At 65.2% G+C, this 15566-nt stretch carries 14 protein-coding genes and 1 tRNA gene; 5 read left to right on the top strand and 10 right to left on the bottom strand.

The features are described 5' to 3' along the window. Nucleotides 1-2: 2 nt before the first annotated feature. The 3 genes from rpsI to ASD04_RS03070 form a co-directional block, all read right to left on the bottom strand. Nucleotides 3-485, bottom strand: a complete 483-nt coding sequence (gene rpsI, locus ASD04_RS03060; RefSeq protein WP_056252273.1) for a 30S ribosomal protein S9 — start codon at nucleotides 483-485, stop codon at nucleotides 3-5. Between the two features lies 1 nt (nucleotide 486). Next, on the bottom strand, nucleotides 487-951 hold the full coding sequence (gene rplM / locus ASD04_RS03065; protein WP_056252274.1) for a 50S ribosomal protein L13: 465 nt from the start codon (nucleotides 949-951) through the stop codon (nucleotides 487-489). Nucleotides 952-1100: 149 nt separating this feature from the next. Continuing rightward, nucleotides 1101-2177, bottom strand: a complete 1077-nt coding sequence (locus tag ASD04_RS03070; protein ID WP_056252277.1) for a COX15/CtaA family protein — start codon at nucleotides 2175-2177, stop codon at nucleotides 1101-1103. A gap of 78 nt (nucleotides 2178-2255) precedes the next feature. On the opposite strand from ASD04_RS03070, the gene ASD04_RS03075 reads away from it, so the two are divergent. Continuing rightward, complete coding sequence (locus ASD04_RS03075; RefSeq protein WP_162245097.1) at nucleotides 2256-2462, top strand: DUF2842 domain-containing protein; 207 nt, start codon at nucleotides 2256-2258, stop codon at nucleotides 2460-2462. A gap of 136 nt (nucleotides 2463-2598) precedes the next feature. On the opposite strand, the gene ASD04_RS03080 is transcribed toward ASD04_RS03075, so the two are convergent. Both ASD04_RS03080 and ASD04_RS03085 read right to left on the bottom strand, forming a co-directional pair. After that, nucleotides 2599-3639, bottom strand: coding sequence for a polysaccharide deacetylase family protein (locus ASD04_RS03080; protein ID WP_056252282.1), 1041 nt, complete (start codon nucleotides 3637-3639; stop codon nucleotides 2599-2601). Between the two features lie 12 nt (nucleotides 3640-3651). Further along, nucleotides 3652-5988, bottom strand: a complete 2337-nt coding sequence (locus ASD04_RS03085) for a GumC family protein (RefSeq protein ID WP_056252284.1) — start codon at nucleotides 5986-5988, stop codon at nucleotides 3652-3654. A 152-nt stretch (nucleotides 5989-6140) separates the two neighbouring features. Between ASD04_RS03085 and ASD04_RS03090 the strand changes: the two genes are divergently transcribed. The 4 genes from ASD04_RS03090 to ASD04_RS03105 all read left to right on the top strand — a co-directional run bounded on the left by ASD04_RS03090 (nucleotide 6141) and on the right by ASD04_RS03105 (nucleotide 10712). Beyond that, complete coding sequence (locus ASD04_RS03090) at nucleotides 6141-6692, top strand: polysaccharide biosynthesis/export family protein (protein WP_056252289.1); 552 nt, start codon at nucleotides 6141-6143, stop codon at nucleotides 6690-6692. 13 nt (nucleotides 6693-6705) lie between these two features. Then, nucleotides 6706-7836 (top strand): glycosyltransferase family 4 protein, encoded by a 1131-nt coding sequence (locus ASD04_RS03095; protein ID WP_056252291.1) that lies wholly within the window; start codon nucleotides 6706-6708, stop codon nucleotides 7834-7836. A gap of 72 nt (nucleotides 7837-7908) precedes the next feature. Beyond that, nucleotides 7909-9432, top strand: a complete 1524-nt coding sequence (locus tag ASD04_RS03100) for an undecaprenyl-phosphate glucose phosphotransferase (protein ID WP_056252294.1) — start codon at nucleotides 7909-7911, stop codon at nucleotides 9430-9432. Then, complete coding sequence (locus ASD04_RS03105; protein ID WP_056252297.1) at nucleotides 9429-10712, top strand: O-antigen ligase family protein; 1284 nt, start codon at nucleotides 9429-9431, stop codon at nucleotides 10710-10712. Before ASD04_RS03100 ends, ASD04_RS03105 begins: the two co-directional genes overlap by 4 nt. Before the next feature lie 5 nt (nucleotides 10713-10717). On the opposite strand, the gene ASD04_RS03110 is transcribed toward ASD04_RS03105, so the two are convergent. The 5 genes from ASD04_RS03110 to ASD04_RS03130 form a co-directional block, all read right to left on the bottom strand. Then, the gene (locus ASD04_RS03110) at nucleotides 10718-11689 is read right to left on the bottom strand and encodes a phosphotransferase (protein ID WP_056252300.1); all 972 of its coding nucleotides are present in this window, start codon (nucleotides 11687-11689) and stop codon (nucleotides 10718-10720) included. Nucleotides 11690-11758: 69 nt separating this feature from the next. Continuing rightward, a tRNA-Pro gene (locus ASD04_RS03115) sits at nucleotides 11759-11835 on the bottom strand. Nucleotides 11836-12035: 200 nt separating this feature from the next. Next, nucleotides 12036-13568 (bottom strand): putative N-acetylmannosamine-6-phosphate 2-epimerase, encoded by a 1533-nt coding sequence (locus ASD04_RS03120; protein ID WP_056252303.1) that lies wholly within the window; start codon nucleotides 13566-13568, stop codon nucleotides 12036-12038. Nucleotides 13569-13588: 20 nt separating this feature from the next. Further along, nucleotides 13589-14557: an oligopeptide/dipeptide ABC transporter ATP-binding protein gene (locus ASD04_RS03125; RefSeq protein WP_056252307.1), complete on the bottom strand. Its 969-nt coding sequence runs from the start codon at nucleotides 14555-14557 to the stop codon at nucleotides 13589-13591. After that, nucleotides 14557-15564: an ABC transporter ATP-binding protein gene (locus ASD04_RS03130; protein WP_056252309.1), complete on the bottom strand. Its 1008-nt coding sequence runs from the start codon at nucleotides 15562-15564 to the stop codon at nucleotides 14557-14559. Before ASD04_RS03130 ends, ASD04_RS03125 begins: the two co-directional genes overlap by 1 nt. Nucleotides 15565-15566 lie beyond the last annotated feature (2 nt).

Below are 15566 nucleotides of genomic sequence, written 5' to 3' on the forward strand. Positions count from 1 at the left end.
GCTTAGCGCTTGGAGAACTGGAAGGAACGACGGGCCTTGGCCTTGCCGTACTTCTTGCGTTCGACGACGCGGCTGTCGCGGGTCAGGAAGCCACCCTTCTTGAGCACCGGGCGCAAAGCCGGCTCGAAGAAGTTCAGCGCCTTGGAGATGCCGTGACGGACGGCACCGGCCTGACCGGACAGACCGCCACCGGCGACGGTGACGACGACGTCATACTGGTCGGTACGTTCGGTGGCGACGATCGGCTGCTTGACGATAAGCTGCAGAACGGGACGGGCGAAGTAGGTGGCAAATTCGCGGCCGTTGACGGTCACGGTGCCCTTGCCCGGCTTGATCCAGACGCGGGCGACGGCGTTCTTGCGCTTGCCGGTGGCATAGGCGCGGCCCTGGGCGTCGAGCTTCTGCTCGTGCACCGGAGCGGTGTTGACGGCCGGAGCGACAGTGGTGGTGCCCAGGTCTTCGAGGGAGTTGATGGTTTCGGCCATATTACTTCACCCGCGCATTCTTGGAGTTCATCGCAGCAACGTCCAGCTTGGCCGGGTTCTGCGCTTCGTGGGGATGCTCGGCGCCCGAGTAGACGCGGAGATTCTTGAGCTGGGCGCGGGTCAGCGGACCGCCCGGCATCATGCGGCGGACGGCGTTTTCGAGCACGCGCTCGGGAAAACGGCCTTCCAGGAGCTGACGGGCCGTCCGGTCCTTGATGCCGCCGGGGAAGCCGGTGTGCCAATAGAACTTGTGCTGGTCCAGCTTGCGGCCGGTGAGCTTCACCTTGTCGGCATTGATGACGACGATGTTGTCGCCCATGTCCATATGGGGGGTGAAGGTGGGCTTGTGCTTGCCGCGCAGGCGCGAGGCAATGATCGAAGCGACGCGACCCACGACGAGGCCATCGGCGTCGATCAGGATCCACTTCTTTTCGATCTCGCTCGGTTTTGCCGAGTAAGTGCTCATGCTAGAATTCCCTAGATTTCCTGGGGCTTGCAGCCTTCATCCGAGGATAAAAGCGGCCCGTTCGGGGCTCCACTAGAGCAGGATTCGCCGCAGGTCAAGCGCCTTAAAAATAAGGTTATATTTCAAAGGCTTATGGATGCGGTATTATCTTACCGCATCCCCAGCGAATGTGTCTTGGTGAGGTCGGCGAGGTAGGCGCAGACGCTCGAGGCGAGGACGAAGGCCAGGCCCTGGTGGCTGACGGCCAGGTCGATCTGCACCATGGAGAGGAGCGTCGAGATGCCCAATCCCACCTGGACCAGCACCAGCACGGCGATCAGCACCAGCCAGCGATGCACGCCCCCCAGCCCTGCCCGGCGCGCCTGCAGGATCAGCAGCACGGCGGTCATTGCGGCGATGGCATAGGCCAGCATGCGGTGATTGAACTGCACGGTCAGGCCATGCTCGAACACGCTGCGCCAGCCCGGTTCATAAGCGCCCAAACCGTCGGGGATGAACTTGCCCTCCATCAGCGGCCAGGTGTTGTAGCCCATGCCGGCGTCGATGCCTGCCACGAAGCCGCCGGCGGCGATCTGGATCACCAGCAGGACGAGCAGCAGGGCGATGGAGACTATGTTGAAGCGGGTGACCCTGCCCTCGGTCGGTTGCGGCCGCATGCGGCGGGCGACCCAGACTAGCGCCAGCAGCAGCAACAGGGCGGCGGTCAGGTGCGTGGCGAGGCGGTATTGCGACACCGATGTCAGTTCGGTGAGGCCCGAAGAGACCATCCACCAGCCCAGGAAGCCCTGGAAGCCGCCGAGCAGGAACAGACAGGCCAGCGGCACGGCCATGTCGCGGGTCAGGCGCTTTTGCAGCAGGAAGACCACGAAGGGAATGGCGAAGGCGAAGCCGATCATGCGGCCGAGGAAGCGGTGGATCCACTCCCACCAGAAAATGCCCTTGAAGTCCTCCAGGGTCATCCAGTGATTGTAGACGTCATATTGCGGGATCAGCTTGTAGCCGGCGAATTCGGCCAGCCAGTCGGCTTCGCTGAGCGGCGGAATGATGCCGGAAATCGGCCGCCATGTGGTGATGGAGAGGCCCGACCCGGTCAGCCTGGTCATGCCGCCGACCATGACCATGCACAGCACCATGAGAGCGATGGCATAGAGCCAGATGCGCACCGGGCGCAGGCGGTCCCCGGCAATGATGGTCTGGCTCAGTGCGGCATTTTGGACGGCTGTCACGGCGGTTTCCCGGTGTCGGTGGATGCGCGGGAGTGGTATGCCCGGCGAGACCTCCCTGCAATAGGCGCGATGCCGCACATGACCCAGCGTAACCGCAAAGCACTCGGCATCCTGCTGATCCTCGGCTCGATCGTGGCGTGGCTGTCGATTTTTACATCGGTCTACCTGGCGTTTCCGCCCGGCCTGCCGATCTGGGTGCTGATGCCCTATTTCATCGTGGCAGGGATGGGGTGGCTGTTTCCGGCGATGGGGATCATCCGGTGGATGGCCAAGCCGGATGCCTAGGGGCACGCCCTCGTGGTTCGAGGCTCGCGAAGAGCTCGCACCTCACCATGAGGGCTACTTCCAACTCGGTGTATCAACAGCCCTCATGGTGAGGTGCGCTTCTTCAGCGCCTCGAACCACGAGGGCGTGGCACGTTTTATCCAGTCAGCTTACCCATAGCCGAGAAGATCGCCCCCGTAGCAAAAACATCGACATAGCGGCGAGATTGAAAGTAACCATTTAGGGATACACGCGGCAGAGCGTGCGGCGCGGTGGCGTGGTGGGCATAGAGGCCGCCGGGGCGGGTGGTGACGGCGGATTTGAAGCCGATTTCGCGGGCGAGGTCGAATTCGCGCCGGCCGGCGGAAAGCGGGCCGCCGAGCGGATAGGAGAAATGCGCCGGGCGCTGGCCGAACTGGGCGAGGAGAATATCGGCGGACTGGGCCATTTCGTTGCGCGCCTGCTCGACGGGCAGCTTGGCCAGTTCATAGTGATGCACGGTGTGGGCGCCGATGGTGCAGAGCGGGTCGCCGGCAAACAGGCGCAATTCATGCCAGTCCATGATCAGGTCGCGGCATTGCCGGTCGAGATCGTAGCCATAGGCGGTGGCGAAGCTGCGGACCAGCTTGACGCGGTCGGCCTCGGGCATCTTGCGCATCTGCCAGTAAAGCGCGTCGAACGTCTCGTTCTTCCGTGCGGTGGTGCTGGTATCGACGTAGTCGGTTTCTCCACCCGAGGCCATGGCGATGGCCTCCTGCCGGGAGATGATATCCTCGATGGCCTGCCACCAGAGCTCGCCGACGCCATCGACCAGGGCCGTGGGCACGTAGAGCGTGAACGGGGCCCCCTGACGGCGCAGCACGGGCAGAGCGTGGCGCAGATTGTCCTTGTAGGCATCGTCGAAGGTCAACACCACGAAGCGGCGGCCTGCCGTGGGCGCGGCGAGACGTTCGAGCGCTTCGTCGAGGCCGACGATATCGATATCGAGATCGCGGACCCGCTCGATGACATATTCGAGGAAGTCCGGCCGCACCTGCAGGATCGCATTGGGCGAGAAATCGGCGGGTTCCTCAGGCAGCACGCGATGCAGGGTAAAAATCACCCCGCGCGACGATGACAGCGCCCTGATCAGGCCGGGTAGCCGCGACAGCCACAGGGCCTCGAACATGGCGCGGATGGCCGCATATCTGGCTGACATCACGTCTCCGGATCAGGCCGCAACGCGGCTGGGTGCGGCCGTAACCTCGCAACGATCAAAGCCCGCCGCCAGCAATTGCTCGCGCATCCCGGCGACGGCGGCGAGATCGTCGTCATCGCCGGCCACGAGCACCAGGCGGCCATCCAGGTCGTCGAACATCGGCAGGGTGGAGCCCTTGCCGACGCGGCCGGTCATCAGCACCACCACTTCGTAGATGTCGCCCAAGGCCTCGATCAGGGTCAGAGGCTTGGTGGAGCTGGTATCGATGATACGCCCCTGCCCCCACGACACTTCGGCAAAGCTGTTATCGGCGGATTTCTGCACCACGTCGCCGAAGCTGGCGGTATCGAGGCTGAGGTCGGACAGGCCCGGCTCGTCGCCGGGCTGGACGCTGCCGGCATCGACCAGGGCCACGCTGAGACCACGCGCCAAGGCGCCGGCGACCAGCTCCTCGGCCAAGGCGGCGCAATCGGCATTGCTGCGATGCGCGGCCAGGATCAGCAGATGGGTCCGGCCCAGCACGAGGTCGGAGGAGAGATCGGACAGGGCGACCAGGCTCGGAAGCTCGGGGGCCGGTGGCTCTGGATACAGCGCCTCCGGCTGTGGAGCCGGCTCGGCGGGTGGCACGGCTGGACGCTCGGGCACGAATTCGGCCGCCGGCACCGGCTGGCTGACATAGGTCGCATCCGTCAGTGCCTGGATGAAGCGCTCCACGTTGGAGCCTGCCGATTCTGCATCGGCCTCCGGACCTTCGGCAATCGCCTCGTCCATGATGGCGGGCGCTTCTTCGGGGCCGGGCTCCTGTTCGGGCTCGGGCTCGAAGGCCGCTTCGGCCAGCGGCGCCATGGCGGTGAGGGGCTCGGGCTCTTCCCAGCGCTGCTCTGGCTCGAGTTCGGCCTCGATGAAGGGCACCTCGTCCAGTTCATCCTGGAGCCGTTCCGGCTCCTGGGCGGGCACGATGGCGCGGCCGGACATCAGTTCGCCGAAGATGATGATGCCGAGCTGGGTCGCCAGCGCCACCATGCCGACGGCCAGCAGGATGAGCTGGGTCTTGGGCGAGGCGGGCGACACGGATGGCGCGGCGACGCTGACGACGCGGACATCGGGCAAGGCGGAATTGGATTCGGTACGCGACATGGCTTCGCTGTAGCGCTGCAGGTAGCCTTCGAGCAGGTCGCGCTGCGCCTTGGCTTCGCGTTCGAGGCCATCGAGGGTGACGGTGTCCTGGGTGGCGGTGGAGGCCGAGGATTTTGCATTGGTGAGGTCGGCCCGCAGCGACACTTCCAGGTCGGCCTCGATCTGCGCCTCGGCTTCGAGCGCATTGGCGACGCGGCGGCCTTCGAGGGTGATCTGGTTGTTTAACTCGGCAATCTGGGCCGTGAGCGCCAGGATGGTTGGGTGATTGCTGAGCAAGGTGGCCGACCGCTGGGCCTTTTCGCCCTGCAGGCGCGCCTTTTCCTGGCTGAGCTGCTGGATGACCACCGACTCGCGGACATCGGCCACGCCGTCGATGGGTTGGCCCTGCTCGATCATGCCGCGGATGAGGGCGGCGCGGGACAAAGCGGTATTCTTGCGCTCCTGCGCCGCGCTGATCTGGGTGGCGATGGTGGAGAGCTGCTGATCGGCAAGGCTGGTATTGTTGGAGCCGATGAAGAGGTCGTTATCGACCTTGAAATTGGCGACGGCAGTCTCGGCCGCGGTGACCGAGACACGCAGCTTGGCGATTTCGTCGGCCAGCCAGCTGGACGCTTCGGCGGTATCGGACAGCGACAGCTCGGCACGGCGCGCTACATGGGCATTGGCGACGGCATTGGCGATGTCGGCCGCCAGTTGGGGGCTGGTGGAGCGCACCAGCACCGAAATGATGCGCGAATCGCGCTCCTGAATCACCGTCAGGCGATCGTAGAGATTGTTGAGCACAACCTCGTCGACGCTGACCGGCGTCGACCGGCGGCCGAGCAGTTGCGAGACGATGGCGAAGGGCGAAAAGCCGCCACCGCCGGCGCCGTTGAATTCGGGCACCGAGCGCAGGTCCAGCTTGTCGATGACCGGCAGCAGCGTATCGCGCGACTTGATGAGCTCGATCTGGCTGGACACCACGCTGGCATCGCTGCCCGATGGGCTGGGCACCTGCTCGTTGGAGGCGCGGAAATAGATGTTGCTGCGCGGCTCGACCAGGATGGAAGCCGACGATTCATAGAGGCGCGGCATGAACATGACGATCACGAAGGTCACGGCCAGCAGCCCCGCCGTGACAATGGCCACGCGCGACAGCCGCTTCACCACGGCACCAAGCACCGCGCCAACATCGATCCGAGCGTCGCGCGCCATCTGCGACTCAAACGCCATTGCCATCCCTCGTCCTATGGGCCGATTTATCGCTTCGACGTGGTAATCAATCCGTTAACCCAGGTGCAGATCGCAAGAATACGGTGTTCACGGAAGGACTTTGTTAACCACGATAGCGCGACATTGGCGCAGCTGAATTGCCCGGGATTCTCATGCGCTGGCTGCCCATTCTCACGATCGCGCTGATGCTGCCACTGGCGGCCTGCGCCACCACGCGCCCGGCGACATACCTGGTCGAGACCAAGGGGCCGTACCAGCTCGATACCGGCGACGCGGTGCGGGTCACGGTCTACGGTGACGAGGAATTGAGCGACACCTATCGGATCGACGACAGCGGCGCGATCGCGTTTCCGCTGGTCGGACCGGTGCAGGTGCGCGGCGTCACCACCAATGTTGCCGCCGGGCGGCTCGCCGCGGCGCTGGCCAATGGCTATATGCGCAACCCCGACGTGGCCGTGGAAGTGGCGGAATACCGGCCGTTCTTCATCCAGGGCGAAGTCAAGAATGCCGGGCAGTTCCAATATGTCTACGGCATGACCGTAAGGGCCGCCATCAGCACGTCGGGCGGGTTCTCCGACACCGCCGACCGCGGCCGTGCCGTGGTCTACCGCCGGCAGGGCGACCAGATGGTCAAAGGCACAGTGGACCTCGACTTCCCAATCTATCCGGGCGATACCGTCGTTATTCTCGAACGCTGGTTCTAGCAGGAGCAGATCGATGGCCGGGGGCAAGCTGCGCATCCTGCAGGTCATGCGCGCGCCGGTCGGGGGACTGTTCCGGCATGTCGCGGACCTGACCCGGGCGCTGGCGGCCAATGGCCACGCGGTGGGCCTCGTGGTCGACAGCCTGGCCAATGACGCGCAGACCGAAGGCAAGCTGGCCGAACTGTTGCCGCATGCCAGCCTCGGCATTCATCGCTTTGCCATGCCGCGCGTGCTGGGTGGCGGCGATCTCCGGACGCCCTTTGCCGTCCGCAGGCTGGCCCGCAGGCTCAATATCGACGTGATGCACGGGCATGGCGCCAAGGGCGGCTTTTATGCGCGCCTGGCGCTGCTGGGCGGCGGCAATGCCGTGGCGCTCTATACGCCGCATGGCGGCGTGCTGCATTTTTCCAAGGCTTCGGCATCGGGCCGGCTGTTTCACCGGCTGGAGCGGGCGCTGATGGCCCGGACGGGGGCGATCATCTTCGAAAGCGCCTATGCGCAGGCGACCTATTCTGCGCTGGTCGGCGAGCCCACCTGCCCCGCCGAAGTCATCCACAACGGGCTGGCGCCCGAGGAATTCGTGCCGGTGCCACCGGCGGCGGAGGCGGCCGATTTCGTATTCGTCGGCGAATTGCGCGACCTCAAGGGCATTCACGTCCTGGCCGATGCCCTGGCGGTCGTGAAACGCGCCGATGGCAAGCCGGCGACATTGGTCATGGCGGGCGACGGGCCCAGCCGGGCGGAACTGAAGGAACAGGTCGCGCGGCTGGGGCTGAGCAAGCGCGTGACCATGCTCGGCGCGCAACCGGCGCGGCCGACTTTTGCCAGAGGCCGGGTGGCGGTAGTGCCGTCGCTGGCCGAGTCCCTGCCCTATGTGGTGCTCGAAGCCGCCGCGGCCCGGTTGCCGGTGATTTCGACCCGTGTCGGCGGTATTCCCGAAATTTTCGGCCCAACCGCAGCGAGCCTGGTGCCGCCCGGCGATGCCGCCGCGCTCGGCGCTGCGATGCAGCAGGCGATCGACGACCCGGCGGCCGCGCAGGCGGAGATGGCCGAGCGCCTGGCCCATATCGAAAGCCGCTTTTCGCTGGCGACGATGACCGATGGCATTGAAGCGCTCTATCGGGCCGTATTGGCGCGAGCTTGAAGCTTCGGCTTCATCTGAAATAAACCCCTTCCGGCGACAATACCGGTGAGATTTTCGTTCCGGTAGCGTCCCATGTATCGAGTTGATCCCAAGCAGGCCGTGCTGGAGCACGTGTCCAAGCAGAGCGCGGCAGACGAAAAGGAGCGGCGGCTTTCCGACCAGGCAGAGGCCATTATCGCCGCACCGGCGGAGCGCAGCATTTCAGGCGCGGTGGTGGTGGGGCTGGCCCAGGTGGCCGAAGCCGTGCTGCTGGCGGCGCTGGGTTACGGCATCTACGAATATTACGTCGAGCTGGGCCAGCCGGCCTTTTATATCCCGGTCATCCTGGCCGCGTGCCTGCTGGCCAATGTGCTGTTCAACGCCGCACGAGCCCACCGCATCGCGGCCTACCGGACCGTGTTCAACCAAATCGGCCGGGTGCTGATCGGCTGGACGCTGGTCATGACGGTGCTGACGGTCGGCATCTTCTTCTTCAAGGCCGCAGACCTGTTTTCCCGCGTCTGGCTGGTCAGCTGGTATCTCGGCGGCGCCGTATTGCTGGTTGCCTTCCGCATCGGCCTGCGTGCGCTGGTGCAAAACTGGACGGCGGCGGGACGGCTGCGCCGCCGCACCGTGATCGTGGGCGGCGGCAAGGATGCCGAGACGCTGATCGAGCAAATCAAGGCCGGCGCCAGCAACGACATCCTGCTGCTGGGCCTGTTCGACGACCGTATCGACGACCGGTCGCCCGACATCGTCGCGGGCTATGCCAAGCTGGGCAAGGTGGCCGATCTCATCGAATTCGCCCGGCGGACCCAGGTCGACCTGGTGATGGTGTCGATGCCGCTATCGGCCGAAAAGCGCGTGCTGGACATGCTGACCCAGCTCTGGGTGCTGCCGGTGGACATCCGCCTGTCGGCCCATATGAGCAAGCTCAAATTCACCGACAAGGCCTATTCCTATGTCGGCGATATCGCCGTGTTCGACATGGCCGACCGGCCGATCTCGGACTGGAACCTGGTCTTCAAATGGGTGTTCGACAAGGTGGTGGCGCTGACGGCGCTGATCCTGCTGTCACCGGTGATGGTGGCCGCAGCCATCGCGGTCAAGCTCGAGAGCAAGGGGCCGGTGTTCTTCATGCAGAACCGGCACGGCTTCAACAACGAGCTGATCAAGATCTACAAGTTCCGCTCGATGCGGACCGACATGCTCGATGCCGGAGCGGCCAAGCTGGTGACCAAGGGCGACCCGCGCGTGACGCGCGTCGGCAAGTTCATCCGCAAGACCTCCATCGACGAGTTGCCGCAGTTGTTCAACGTGCTCAAGGGCGAGCTGTCCATCGTCGGCCCCCGCCCCCATGCACTGCAGGCCAAGGCGGAAAACCAGCTCTATTACGAAGCCGTGGAAGGCTATTTTGCACGCCACCGGGTGAAGCCGGGCATGACGGGCTGGGCCCAGATCAATGGCTGGCGCGGGGAAACCGACACGATCGACAAGATCATGCAGCGGGTGAACCACGACCTCTATTACATCGAGCACTGGTCGCTCCTGTTCGACCTCTACATCGTGGCGATGACGCCGGTGTCGCTCGTTGCCAAGAACGAGAATGCCTATTGAGCGCAGCGGGGACCCTTGATGGCAATCAGGAGGCCGGGGCCCGTGGACTCGGCCTTGCCGTCATCCGCCTGCGCGCCATGCGCCTGCTTGATGTCATGGTCGGGGGATGGATTTTCACCGGCGGGCTGGTGCTGTTCGAACCCTCGCCGTACGAACTGACCTTTCTCATCGTGCTGCCGCTGGCCTTCGTTGCCGGCCTCGGGCTCTACCGGTCGACCTTCGGGCTGCTTGCCCTGCTCCTGGCCTTCGTTCCCTTCGCGCTGATTGCGTGTTTCCAGGTGCGCTACACGCCGATCGGCAATGCGCTGATCTTTTCCATCGTCACCATCTTCCTGCTGCTGACCAGCTATTTCGTCGCCAATTACGTGGCGGAAGCCACCGAGCGGCGGATGCGGATCGTCATGAATGCCTATACCGCCATCGCGGTGATCTCGGCGTTGGTGGGTACGCTGGCCTATCTCGGCATCATGCCGGGCGCCGACATCTTCCTGCGCTACGGCCGGGCCAAGGCCGCATTCAACGATCCCAATGTCTTCGGCCCGTTCCTGGTGCTGCCGGCCATGTATGCGCTGCAGCGCGTGCTGCTGGCTTCGGGGCGCACCGCCATCGTCGCCAGCGTCATCTACATGGTGCTGTTCGTGGGCGTATTCGTCAGCTTCTCGCGCGCGGCCTGGGGGCATTTTGCGCTGTCGTCGCTGATCGTGCTGGTGCTGTGCTTCTGGCTGGAGGCGGCGGCCCGCGACAAGGTGCGTATCATGATCATGTCGCTGGTCGGTGCGGCGATGCTTGTCGTGGCGCTGGCGGGGCTGCTCAGCATTCCCCAGGTGGCCGACCTGTTCGAGACGCGCGCCGCCGGGCAGAATTACGATTCAGGGGAAACCGGGCGCTTCGGCCGCCAAGGCTATGCGTTCGAACTGGCGCTGGATCATCCCCTGGGCCTTGGCCCCAGCGAGTTCCACAACCTGCGTATCATCGAGGAGCCGCACAACGTCTATGTCACGGTGCTGCATGTCTATGGCTGGGGCGGCGGGGCGCTTTACTACCTGCTGATCATCCTGACCCTGTGGCGTGGCATCGGCGCGCTCGCCCGCCCTTCCCCCTACAGGCTGATGATGATCCCGCTGGTGGCGACCTTTGCCATGCTGGTGGGGGAATCGGCGATCATCGACTCCGACCACTGGCGCCACTGGTATCTGCTGGTCGGGCTGATCTGGGGCATAGCCAGCGCCATCGGCAATGACGACCGCCGCGGGGCGCCGCGAGAGCAGATGCTGGTCTGACTGTTCTATGGCCAGATGGCGCCGCGCAGGTAGCGCTCGGCCAGTTGCGCCGTACCATCGGCGAAGCCGCGCATATGCTGCTGGGCCAGCCGGGTTTCGGCGTGCGAGCCGATCCAGGCCAATAGCGCCATGCGTCGCAGCATCACCATGGCGTCGATCGCCGCCAGATCGTCGGCGCCGAGCTGGCGCACCGACTGATAGCCCTTCAGCCATGCCGCCTTGAGCGCGGGAACAGCCGGACTGGTTTCGTGGAAGGAGATGGCCGCGGCAAAATCGTAGGTGAACCAGCAGAATCCGCAATCGTCGAAGTCGATCAGCGAGACCTTGCTGTCATCGACCAGCACGTTGCCCAGGCGCATATCGGCATGGATCAGCCCGTAGCGCTCGGGACTGGTGCCATAGGCGGCCAGGCGCAGCCAGAGCGCCGAATCCAGCCGGTCGAGGATGGGCCGGTTGTATTCGTTGACGCCCGGCGCCATGCGCCAGTCGCCCCAGGGGCCGTCGGAATCGAGAATGGTCGCCGCCTGCCAGACCTGCCGGTCGAAACCGGGCGGGCGCTGCCAGCCGGTCACGTGATTGTGCATGGTGGCGGCATAGGCACCAAGTGTCACGAACAGGTCGCCCAGATTGCTGTCGGGTTGCGGCTCGCTGCCGGCAATATGGCGGAACAGCACGGCCATCCGCTCGCCGCGCGGGGTCTGGAAGCTCTGCAGCAAGCTCCCGTCGCGGCCGGGAACCGGCTCGGGGATGGCGAGCGAGGTGTCACGGCGCAGGGCCATCAGCCAGGCCAATTCGCTCTCGATGGAGCCCCGCGACTGATAGCCGGCGCGATGCACGCGCAGCGTGAAGCTACCCTGTGCCGGCGTATCGAGCTGGAAGGTCTCGTTCTCGGAGTGGTTGATGAGCCGGGCGGAACCGCCCTCTACCTCGGCCCAGGCCGACAGTGCGGGCTCTACTTCACGCGCCATCAGTGGCATCGGCAAGACTCCAGACCGGCAACGCGGCGCCGATGCCGGCCTCGGCGCAACGAATACGAGAGTGAGAAATGGTCGGAGCGGCCGGATTTGAACCGACGACCCTTTGTCCCCCAGACAAATGCGCTACCAGGCTGCGCTACGCCCCGACTGCGCGGACAGATAGAGATTCCGGGCGTTTAGCGCAACCCTGTTTTTGGCGGGTGTGAACAAACAAGAACAAGCCGAAACAGGATGGTGCTGGGACAAATGACCCGTGGTTTCGTGGTCTTCAACCGCGTATTTCGGTCGAGAGCCGTTGCGCATGCCTATCGGCTCACCGCCGAAAGGCATCGCCATGGAACCACGGTCAAGGCGCGTGGCACAGATCGGCTATGCCGACGATTCCGGCGTCGCCGCCCAATGCCGCCGGTCTGATCGCCGGACGGAGACGGTCGGGCTGCATTGACAGCCGGGTGATCAGGCGGTCACGAAATTGCGGCAGCATGCCGATACCGCCGCCCAGCACCACGACCTCCGGATCGATCAATCTTTGCAAGTCACCCAGGGCCACGGCGAGATCCTCGACCGCTTCATCGAGCAGCGCCTCGGCCCATGGCAGGCCGCTTTCGACCGCAGCAAAAACCTCATGCGTGGTTGAGGCATGCCCAAGAGCGGAGGCGGAAGCGGCGATGCCGAAACCGGAAGCGCGTGTCTCGAGACGCTCCGCGCCTCGTGCGCCCAAGGTCTGGCCAAGGCTGCCGGCGAGGCCATTGGCGCCCTGCAGCAGCCTGCCCTGCAGGACGATCCCGCCCCCTATCCCCGACGACACGGTGATAAATACCATGTCCTGCGCGCGACCGGCCCCGTGGCGATATTCGCCCCAGGCCGCGGCCTGCGCGTCGTTCACGGCGATGGCCGGTACGCCGAACAAAGCCGTCAGCCGCTGGACCAGCGGCGTACGATCGGGAATGGCCAGCGTGCGCGGATTGAGCGCCGACCAATGACCGTCCTGTACCACACCTGTCACCGCGGCGCCGACGGCGGCGTAGCGCCCCTGCCAGCCGGTGGCGAGCGCGCCTATCGTGGCGAACCAGGCATCCGTGCCGACGCCCAGCGGCGTCGGTATCGTCTGCCGGTCGAGAATTTTCCCGTTGCGGACCAGCGCCGCCAGCGTCTTGGTGCCGCCGACATCGAGCGCCAGCACGGTGGCCTCGCTCCTGCTGACCGCATCGTCCACGGCGCCGCGGAACCATGCGGTTACATGCTCGGTGCGGGTGATGGCCGAGCCGACGCAGACGGCAGAGGCGCCGGCCGCGATGGCCGAGGCTGCCGCCGCAGGCGTGTTGTAGCGCCCTTCGGCCACAACCACGCCTCCAAGACGGCGACAGGCCGCCACGAAATCGAGGTCGGGCGCGTCGGGAACGGGGCCACCGGTATAGCCGGACATGGTGGTGCCCAGAATGTCGAAACCGAGCTGTTTGGCGAGCTTTGCTTCCGCTTCCGTTGCCAGGTCGGCCATGGCCAGGCACCCGGCGGCGTGAATGGCAGCCAGCAGTTCGGCCACCGGCACCGGGCGGGGCCGGTCGGTGCCGTCGATGGCGATGACGGTCGCTCCCGCTGCGGCCAACGCCTCGACGTCGCCGACGAACGGAGTGATGCGCACCGGGCTATCGGGAAGGTCGCGCTTGACGATGCCGATGATCGGCAGGTCGCAGGCCCCGGCTACCGCGGCCACATTGTCCGCTCCTTCAATGCGCAGGGCGCGCGCGCCGCCATTGCGGGCGGCCTGGGCGAAGGCGACGATGGCGGAGATGGTGTCGAGCGGCCCGTCATCGACCGGCTGACAGGAAACGATCAGGCCACCCTGGAGGTCGGTCAGGAATTGGGCATTGTGCGGCACGGATCGCTGTCCTTCAGGCGTCAGAGAATGTCGTCGCGGATGCAGGCGCGCAGGTGACCGGGGGCCACTTCGCGCAAAGCCGGAACGTCGCCGGCACAGGCTTCGATGGCAAACGGGCAGCGGGTGCGGAACACACAGCCGGACGGCGGATTGGCTGGGCTCGGAATATCGCCGGTCAGAATCTGCCGTTGCGGGCGCGTTGCCGGGTCGGGCGAGGGAATGGCCGAGAGCAGCGCCCGCGTATAGGGATGGCTGGGCCTGGCATAGAGATCGGCAGCGGGCGCCATTTCCATGATGCGGCCGAGATAGAGCACGATCACCGTGTCGCAGATATATTCCACCACGGCCAGGTCATGGGAAATGAACAGCATGGTCAGGCCCAGACGGACCTGCAGGTCGCGCAGCAGATTGATGACCTGCGCCTGGATCGACACGTCAAGCGCCGAGACCGGCTCGTCGGCCACGATGAAATCCGGCTCGAGCGTCAATGCGCGGGCAATGCCGATGCGCTGGCGCTGGCCGCCGGAGAATTCATGGGCGTAGCGGTCGAAGGCGTCGACCGGCAGTTCAACCGCCATCAGCGCCTTTTCGGCACGTACGCGCCGCTCGGCCCGCGTGCCGATGCCCTGGATGTCGAGCCCTTCGGTCAGGATCTGCCCGATGGTCATGCGCGGCGACAGGCTCGCGAACGGGTCCTGGAAAATATACTGCATCTTGCGCCGCTGCCGGCGCAATTGCTCGCCCGTGAGCGTGGTGACATCGACGCCGTCGAGCATGATCTCACCGCTGGTCGGCTCGATCAGGCGCAGCACCGAGCGGCCGATCGTGGTCTTGCCCGAGCCGGATTCCCCGACCAGGCCGACCACCTGGCCGCGGGGAATATCGAAGGAAATATCCTGCAGCGCCTTGACGACCGGCCCGCGGGAAAAGGCGGCCGGCTTGAAATGCTTGGAGAGGTTTCTGACCGATAGGTAGGGCTGTTGCGTCATCAGAGTTCCTGCCAGCGGATGCAGCGGCTTTTCTGCACCGGCGTCGTCTCGACCAATGCCGGCATGGCGGCGCTGCAGGCCGCGATAGCGTAATCACAGCGATTGGCGAAGGCGCAGCCCTTGGGCAGGTTGCGTAGCGAGGGCACATTGCCGCGAATGGTGGGCAGGGGCGTGCCGGCACGCTTGAGCTCGACTGCCTGGCCCAGCCTGGGGACCGATCGCAGCAGGCCCTTGGTATAGGGGTGCCGCGGATGGGCGAACACTTCCGCCACCGGACCCGACTCGACGATGCGGCCTGCATACATCACCACGACACGATCGGCGATTTCGGCCACGACACCCAGATTATGGGTGACGAACAGGATGCCCATGCCGCGCTCGCGCTGCAGCTTCTGCAACAGGTCCAGAATCTGCGCCTGGATGGTGACGTCGAGCGCCGTGGTCGGCTCGTCGGCAATCAGCATGCGCGGATCGCAGGCCAGCGCCATGGCGATGGTAACGCGCTGGCGCATGCCGCCCGAAAGCTCGTGCGGATATTGCTGGGCCCGGCGGGCGGGGTCAGGAATGCCGACATCGGCTAAAAGGCGCACGGCATCGGCAGCGGCCTCACGATGCGACTTGCCCAGATGTATACGGATCGGTTCGGCGATCTGCTCACCCACCGTATATACGGGGTTGAGGCTGGTCATGGGTTCCTGGAAAACCATGCCGATGTCATTGCCCCGGATCTGGCGCAGGGTTTCGTCGGACACGGCGGCAAGGTCGACGACCTCGCCGCTCTTGCGCGACAGCATGACCCTGCCCGCAGCAATACGACCCACGCGCTTTGGCAGCAGGCCCATCACCGAGAGGCTCGTTACCGATTTCCCCGACCCGGACTCGCCGACCAGCGCCACGGTCTCACCCGCGGCGATGGTCAGTTCCATGTCCTCGACGGCGGCAATGTCGGCGCCGCCGATCCGGAACACGGTGCGTAGGCCAGCAATGTCGAGGATCGGGACACCCATGG

Origin of the sequence: Devosia sp. Root436 (assembly GCF_001426345.1) — a bacterium.
Classification (GTDB): domain Bacteria; phylum Pseudomonadota; class Alphaproteobacteria; order Rhizobiales; family Devosiaceae; genus Devosia.